The organism is Enterococcus sp. C76 (assembly GCF_040886985.1).
Classification (GTDB): domain Bacteria; phylum Bacillota; class Bacilli; order Lactobacillales; family Enterococcaceae; genus Enterococcus_B; species Enterococcus_B lactis.
Window position 1 is genome coordinate 1 of record NZ_JBFOEY010000019.1, and the last position, 8,465, is coordinate 8,465.

Below are 8,465 nucleotides of genomic sequence, written 5' to 3' on the forward strand. Positions count from 1 at the left end.
TATAAAAGATGAAATGTCTCAATCTTTTTTACATAAGAATTATAGGTCGGTCAATCAGTTATAAAAAGAATCTCGTATTCTATAATTATAATGAAATTTTTAAAGATTCAGTAGAAATGGCGGTCTTATGCTGAATTCACCTTCAATCAACTTAATAAGTTTATACCTTTTATGTGGATATAGTTATTTAATTTATACAACTTTCATTGAATTTATTGGAAAAAATAAATCATTGGAGGCACATATATGAAATGTAAAAAACTTATTGCGACATTATTACTTTCGACTTCTATTTTAGGTACAATCATGTCACCAATTTCAATTTCTGCTGCAGAAAATATTCCAGTAGAGATTGAAAATATTCAATGCGATAAAGGAACGCCATTTTCTATTAAAGCTTCAGCAGAAGAGCAAGTTAATATAGAATTGAACAAATATAGTTGGTGAAAGCGATACAATCACTGGGACTTACAACAAAACCAATGGTGTGTATATTCGAGCAGAAATAAATGGTGAAAAACAACAAATATATAAATCATCAGACTTAGCACAAGGAAAAATTTCCTATTACATTGGAAAAAATTTAAAAGCGACAGATAATGTTGAAATTGTACTATTTAACAAAGATTACGAAGAAATTGGGCGAAAAAATGTCGTCTTTTCTGTAGAACAAACATTTGATATTAAAGGTAACGCTTCTAGGTGGTTTGGGTCTTCCAGACAAGAAAAACTGCTAATTACATTTAGAGATAATAAAATGCATATCAAAGAAAATTATAATGGACAAGGCTGGGGCACACCGATGCATAGTTATTATTACACACATCGAACTTATTTTTCCTTAAATGTTACAAGTGTTGATGGAAATGTTATTTATAATCATATTTGGCTTGGAGATAGTAAAGTAGGGGCAGCGGATTTAGGAACCTATGATATTCCAGAAAATAGTGTGATTACTATGTATCATGCAGAAGGAACAAGTAATAAATTTGGGACAAGTGATGATAAAGACTTAAAACTAACATCCGGGCATACGTATACGTACAAAATGGAGAAAAATCATTTAGTTTTTGTAAATGCAGAATAGATTATTTTATATATTATAACCTATCATGACTTTCTAAGCTTAAAGAAATTCTGTTATCTCAATCAATTATTATTGTACAATCTGGTTAAAAGATATATTCAAGAAGTTGATCAATCTTGGTCATATCTTGTAGTGGTAAATTCTCAATCTTTTTTAGTTTCCTGTCTTTGAAAACTAGTGATTTCAATTGAGAAAAACGTTATTTTGGCATTCTTATTTTTAATTTCTCCTAAAAAAAGTTCTAAAACATTAAAATCAATGTTTTAGAACTTTTTTCTTAACAAGCATGTATGCTACAATGAAATTATCCAACAACCCAATTTCAAAAGCAATATCTGAGATACGATAGTCTGATTGCTGCAATAATTTTTTTAATTCCTTATTTTTAAGGTGCTTGTCAGATTTTCCATTTTTGAAAAGAAAAGTTTTTTCATTAGGAAATGCTCCTTTTTTAATAGACAAATTATAATAGGGATCCTAATCAAAATCTTTCTTTGTAAAACGTTCTTTGTTTACTTTGGTTCGAGTATCAGGAAAAATGGGTATTAGTTTTCGGTTGATTAAATACTTGGCGTTCCAAGATGTTTTGTACGCAGCATCAGCAGGCTACACCATAAAAGGAAAATCCACGTGATTTAACACGTTCGATTTGTGGCACGAACATTCGGCTCTCATGTAGATTTCCAGGCGTAATCATGACATCTAATACAAAACCATTTTCATCACAAACGGCATGAGCAGAAGAAGCAAACTGTTTTTCTCATTCTGTTTTTACATAATAACCACTTTCTAAATCTGCGATACTAATTTCCCATTCGTCCACCTCCTGACGAATGATTGAACCAAAAGGGCGTTTGCCTTCGGCAATTCTTGTCTCATTGATTTCTTATACCAATTGTTTTTGGTATAAAATGGCTTCTTTATGTGCCATTTCTCTTGTAAAAATACGTTTGTTCGCATTCGCTTTAATATGAGTTGAATCCATATACAAAATTTCTTCATTAATAAATCTAGCATCAACTGCTTGTTCGAGAATAATGATAAATATCTGTTCAAACAAATCGGTTTCTCTGAAACGCCGTGCATAGTTTTTACCAAAAGTTGAAAAATGAGGAACTTTATCAATTAAACTAAGCCCAAGAAACCAACGATAAGCTAGGTTTGTTTCAACTTATTTAATGGTCTGACGCATCGAACAAATCCAAAATAAATATTGAATGAATACTAATTTTACTAGGACGACCAATGGTCGTGTAAGTTGATTCAACAATTGGGTAAATATAATTAAATGACAATGATTTGTCAATTTTACGAACCAAATAATTTTTAGGAACAAGTGCATCTAGCGAAATTTTGACTTCTTCCATCCTACTATCCATTGATTGTTTGAACATTATTATACATTCCTCTTTTAAAAGCAAACGCTTTCTTTAATTATAACAAAAAAACTGTAGAACAAAGAAATTTTTCCTTTGTCTACAGTCTGAGACTAGCAAATGCTAGCCACTTTTTGTAAATTTTCACCTGTAATTAAAGTTATTGTTCTATTAAATAACCATTGGTAAATGTATAATGGAAATCTTTACTTGATTCTTTGTGAAGATTCGTATCATCATTTGTTTTTAAACGGCCTGGTTCTTCATGATGAATCGTTAGTGTATAGCCCTCTTTTAATTCAATATTGTCCAAGCCTGCTGGCGTATTTTTGTTTCCTTTGTATTCTTTTTTAAAGACTTCTTTTTCGGTTAGATCGTTCACTACCACTGAAGCATAAACATTATCTTTGAAATAGCAATGCGAGCCATATTGAGTGTACTTACTGTCTAATTTAGCAACCCCATTCACTATATCAAGTTGAGCAAATTTATAATCACCTAACCCTAAAAAGTTAAATTCTTGCTTGTTCATTTGTTGTGAAAGAATTCCATTTTTAACCACATAATAATACGTATTGCCTACAGCATTTTGTTTTAATTCTTTGTCATTACTTGTTTCATAGCGTCCTGACGTTCCTTCTGCATGGTAAAGTGTTAATGTAGCTCCTTCAGGCAAAGAGAATTTCTCCTCTTTAGCTTGAACATAATCGGTTCCTTTAAATTCTTTCGTAAATAATGTATTTCCATCTTTATCTTTTGCAAGAATAGAAGCATAAATACCTTCAAAATAAGGGTGTATAGGACAACCATACATTTTCACACCTTCTTTAAGGGTAGCTGTATGATCTCCATTGTATTTTAATTGAGCAAAGTGTGTGTCTTTTCCAGCATATGTTCCGATACCTTTAAAGTCAAAAGTAGATCTATTTGTAGCAAATACTGGCAGTTCTGGATCTACGACTTGTGAAACGGGAGTAGCATCACCAGCTGCACCATGGACTTTTACGTATTCTGATAATTCACCGGCAGTAACTATATTATCTTGATTTCCATCTGCATTTAGAAATTTTCCATTTTGACCTTTCTGCGAACTATCGAAATAAGATTTTATGAAATAACTATATAATTCATTCATATAGGAAGATTGATTTTTTCCACAAGCTGCAAAAACATTATATTTCGAATCTTTAAATTCGCCAGATTTAAGCATACCAGTATTGTTTTCTGAAAATTCTCGTATACAATTTGCAATCATTTTATTATTTTGAATTAGCCCTCCTGAACCGCATGCATCAAGAACAATAACAAATTTCCCTTTGTATTGATCTAAAATATTTCGTAGTTCTTTAAATGAAAAATCAATTATTCCACTATCATTTCCATGTGAACTCATAAGCAAATAATTTATATCGTCATCTTTACTTTCTGAAAAAGTATTATTTATTCCATCTATAACTTCTTGTTTTGATTTATCTGCATCAATAATTGCATATTTTTCGTATGGATCTAGTGTATTTTCAAATTCTTGTTTTGCCATTACAAGTTCTTGTGGTCCAATTGAAGTTCCATCAAAATTGCGATCAAAGTAAACTGCATGCCGTTCCATTGCAAAGGCATTAGTTGAATATCCTAATCCCCCGATAAATAATCCTAATCCTAATACCCCTATTAATTTTAATCGCGTTCTTTTTTTGAACATAAAATTCCTCCTCAATAATTTTGTACAAAATATCAATAATTAATTATAAAAAATTATGATGTTTAAAAATTTTTATTTTTTTATCTTATTGCATAAAAAAATGGAAAATTGTTATTTAACTATTTAGTTAACATAATGTACACTAACCCAAGTTGCCCCTCTATCAATGACTACAGGCACTGATTTTCGATTGATCTACCTCAAACGCTCCAGCAATGCTTGATTTTCTGCTCTCTTCTTTTTCCACTTCTTTGTGCATTTTGCCCGCTTATTTTTTAGCCACTTGTTATTTTAGAAGGTATTTGTTATACTTTTGATAACGCTTTATAAATGCGTTGCTTTTTCACAAAATTACTCTCTATTATTTTTTTAGTGACTGCTCTTTTGAGTAGTCTTTTTTTGTTTAAACAAAAAGAACTCCTATCAATTGATTGATAGGAGCGCCGCTTAAAAACAAATTTAAGTTTTCAGAAGAATACACTCAAATTTTAGCAAATTTTTAGATTTAACCGTCTTTGTTTTAAAGAGTTTTTGTTCAAAAAATAAAGATTAGTATATGTACAAAAACTGTTACACTCTATTCACCCTTATTGATAAACCAAGTTTTATCCCAATTTTCTTGTTTTAGTTAGCTACTCTTCTGAGTAGCTCAGACTGTAGACAAAAAGGAGTGGCTTACTTGCCAACTCCTTTTTGTTAGTCTTTGTAGAAATTTGAAATAAAAAGCCATAGGCTTTTTTGCTTTCCATAGCCATGTGGCTAGTTTTTTTAAATTCATGGCAGCAAACGTAAGCATCGTGTGCGTGGCGACTTTTTCGAGACCTCGATATTTCGTCCAACGCATACCATGCTTTTCTTTTGCATCTGCAAATATTCGTTCAATGGTTTGTTTTCTCTTTTTATAAATTTCTCTATTCAACGCCGTATGGCGTTGGTGTTCAAGTTCATCCATAAGACCCGCCCAAACATGTCGAGTTACTATTTTTTGATGTTTTGTACTCAAAGTACAGTTTTTAAGTAATGGACAAATTTAGGCGTCTTATATCCTGCATCAGCGACAACACGCTTTATATTTGGAAAAGCACCAGATCGATTGCGACTTGGCTGTCATGTACATTTCCTGGTGTGATTAATGTAAGATAAAACCATTATCTTCACAGGAAGTATGCGCGGAATAAGAAAATTGTTTTTCTCGTTCACCTTTAACATAGTAACCACTTTCTGGATCTGAATGACTTATTTTTTGAAGACTCAACTCACTTTCTGTGTCCCATGTAAAAGGACGTTTTCCTACAGCAATACGTTCTTTATTTATTTCATCTTCTAATTCATCTTGATAAGCTTTAGCTTGACCGTATGTCATTTCTTTTGTGAACTTATGTTTATTGGCATTTGCCTTAATATGAGTAGAATCAATATAAAGGTTGTCTTCCGTAACGAAGCCAGCTTTTACAGCTTGTTCTAGAATATGAGAGAAAATGTCTTCAAATAAAGTTGTTTCTCTAAATCTTCGAACATAGTTTTTACCAAAAGTAGAGAAATGCGGGATAGGATCCTCGAATGAATAACCTAAAAACCAACGATAAGCAACATTTGTTTCAACGTCTTTAATGGTCTGTCTCATCGAACGGATACCAAATAAATATTGGATAAATACTAATTTAATTAAGACCACTGGATCAATACTGGGACGACCATGGGTCGAATACGTAGATTCTACAATGGGATAAATGAAATCAAACTGAATCGCAGCATCAATCTTTCGAACTAAGTGATCTTTAGGTACAAGATCATCAATTGTTAACATAGCAAATTGATTTCTACCTTAAATCGATTGTTTTCTCATCATTAGAATCACTCCCAGAATAGTTTATACAATGAGTATAAAACAAAAAAACTGCAAACAACACTCCAAATTTAGGAGTTTGTCTACAGTCTGAGCTACTCTTCTGAGTAGCTTTCTTTTTTAGATACTCGTTATTTTCAGAGAAATATATTAATGTTTTCTTGGAAAGTTTTTTTGAATTTCATAAAAAAATAAAACGCAATTGTTTCTTATAAAAAATTGCTCGAAAGGATAACTTTTTTGTATAAAAATAAAACTTGTTCAACGTCTAAACTTTGTTATATTTTTTTTAGCTCATAAAAATATCTTTCAATCAATCTTTCTTTTTGGCTACTCTTCCGAGTAGCCTTCTTTTTTTCTGCAAGTTAGTACCAACTTGCAAATCTTGCTGGAAAACTGCTTGCTAAATATAAGAGATTCTATTAACTAGACAAATAATAGCTTGTACCAGTTGAAACAGAGTTGTATTTTTACATTTCATTTTATTCCGTTTCAGGAAAACTTGTATTTTTATTTTATAGAAGCTTTCCTCTTTTTATTTTTTGTATTCTAATCTCCAAGACTTACTTTTAGTGATTATATAAAAGATGAAATGTCTCAATCTTTTTTACATAAGAATTATAGGTCGGTCAATCAGTTATAAAAAGAATCTCGTATTCTATAATTATAATGAAATTTTTAAAGATTCAGTAGAAATGGCGGTCTTATGCTGAATTCACCTTCAATCAACATAATAAGTTTATACTTTTTATGTGGATATAGTTATTTAATTTATACAACTTTCATTGAATTTATTGCAAAAAACTAATTATTTTTTTGCAATAAAAAAAATAATTAGAAAAATAAAAAAAAATATGCTTTACATTTTTTATTGGAGTAAATAAATCATTGGAGGCACATATATGAAATGTAAAAAACTTATTGCAACTTTACTACTCTCAACTTCAGTTTTAGGGACAGTTTTACCTACTACTTCTAATTTGGCTTTTGCCGGAGAAATTAAACAACCAACTCTACAAGCAAGTCAAGAGAGTGCCGATATTGTTCCAGATACTACGTTAAAGCACTTGTTAAATGGAATACTTGGGCAAGACAAAGATGCAGCTCTTACAAAAGAACAGTTAGCTTCTATCACTGAAATTACCGGTGAATTTGGAGGTGCAGCAGGAACTCTTTCTTCTTTAGAGGGATTGCAATATTGTACATCTTTGAAAAAATTAAATTGTATGTTTGATGGTACAATTACTGATTTTAGTGTTTTAGGGGAACTGTCAGCCCATGTTGAATTCGGAATGCTGAGTGAGATCTATTCCAACGTAACAAAAACTGCTCCTATGAATGCTAATGGAGAAGTTACGCTTGTTAATCCATATAAGGACGTGGATGGAGCGCCTTTACACCCTACTACTATTTCTAATGAGGGAACATACGATGAAAAATCAAATAGTATCCATTGGTCAAATTTAGATATGTCCAAAGATTATACTCTAAGTGTTAATTATGATAAAAATATTTCTGGACTCAACTCATCTACTTTAGTAATTAATTCTACTTTAGAAGTAAATGCTTTGGCTAGTCATCAAGAAGAAGTTACTTTTATGGATGAGCAATTAAAAACAGGAATCATTCAAAACTTAAATCAACAAAACATTGATGGAAATTCTACGCGTAAAACAACAGATCCAGTTTATAAAAATGAATTAGAAAAACTAGAAACATTAGATTTAACAAATAAAGGCATTCAAAATTTAAGTGGGTTAGAAAATTGCGTAAATGTCAAAACTTTAAATTTAGCAAACAATAAGATTTCTGATATCTCTTCAATTGCTAATTTAAAACAACTAGTCAATGTTAACTTGTCTGATAATCAATTAAACGATATCTCTGTTTTCAAAAATTCAACTTCTATAGAAACAATTACTGTCAATAATAATAATATTGCAAATATTGATAAAGGGTTACTTTTAACTATGCCTGCATTAAAACATTTTAATGCGACTAAAAATAAGTTAACAGATTTTACTTTTGTGAATGATTGGGCTGATGCTCTGTATGCACAAAGCATTCAATTATGGGGAAAATCTTCTGCAGATGTAACAAATCAAAAGGCTTTAGAAGTTTCTGCAAAAATTGAAAAAAACGAAGTACAATTAAAAAATCCAATAAAAGGAACAACTAGTTTTAAATTATCTGATAACGGTATTTATGATAAGACTACAGACACATTTACCTGGAAAAACATTGAAGATAAACAAAACGTATCAGTTACTTTTTCTGAAGGAGAACAACAATTTAAATATAGTGGTTCAATTTCATTGGCAATCGAAAATAACAGAACAAATATTAATTTAGACAAATACAATGTCGGCTCAAGTGACACTATTACTGGGACTTATGATGGCACCAATGCTAAATTTGTTCGCGTTGAAGTGAATGGGGAAAAGAAAACTTTGATTC

General features: G+C 30.9%; 5 protein-coding genes and 3 pseudogenes. 3 read left to right on the forward strand and 5 right to left on the reverse strand.

The features are described from left to right. Positions 1-246 precede the first annotated feature (246 nt). Together AB3I00_RS14375 and AB3I00_RS14380 are read left to right on the forward strand one after the other, a co-directional pair. Positions 247-447 carry a hypothetical protein gene (locus tag AB3I00_RS14375; protein WP_368025580.1) on the forward strand — a complete coding sequence of 67 codons (201 nt, stop codon included), beginning with the start codon at positions 247-249 and terminating at the stop codon, positions 445-447. A 40-nt stretch (positions 448-487) separates the two neighbouring features. Next, positions 488-1,087, forward strand: coding sequence for a putative mucin/carbohydrate-binding domain-containing protein (locus AB3I00_RS14380; RefSeq protein WP_368025581.1), 600 nt, complete (start codon positions 488-490; stop codon positions 1,085-1,087). An 85-nt stretch (positions 1,088-1,172) separates the two neighbouring features. Here AB3I00_RS14380 and AB3I00_RS14385 read toward each other — a convergent pair. From AB3I00_RS14385 to AB3I00_RS14405, 5 genes and pseudogenes are all read right to left on the reverse strand, one after another. Continuing rightward, positions 1,173-1,280: pseudogene (locus AB3I00_RS14385) on the reverse strand (type II toxin-antitoxin system PemK/MazF family toxin); the annotation flags it as partial. A 62-nt stretch (positions 1,281-1,342) separates the two neighbouring features. Then, positions 1,343-1,549, reverse strand: a complete 207-nt coding sequence (locus AB3I00_RS14390; RefSeq protein ID WP_368025584.1) for a hypothetical protein — start codon at positions 1,547-1,549, stop codon at positions 1,343-1,345. A 199-nt stretch (positions 1,550-1,748) separates the two neighbouring features. Continuing rightward, positions 1,749-2,481, reverse strand: a pseudogene (locus AB3I00_RS14395) (transposase); the annotation flags it as partial. A gap of 142 nt (positions 2,482-2,623) precedes the next feature. Continuing rightward, positions 2,624-4,162, reverse strand: coding sequence for a putative mucin/carbohydrate-binding domain-containing protein (locus AB3I00_RS14400; protein ID WP_368025582.1), 1,539 nt, complete (start codon positions 4,160-4,162; stop codon positions 2,624-2,626). Positions 4,163-4,811: 649 nt separating this feature from the next. Further along, positions 4,812-5,969 (reverse strand): annotated as a pseudogene (locus tag AB3I00_RS14405) (transposase). 941 nt (positions 5,970-6,910) lie between these two features. On the opposite strand from AB3I00_RS14405, the gene AB3I00_RS14410 reads away from it, so the two are divergent. Next, positions 6,911-8,465, forward strand: a 1,555-nt coding sequence (locus AB3I00_RS14410) for a leucine-rich repeat domain-containing protein (protein WP_368025583.1), incomplete at its 3' end; no start/stop codon positions are given.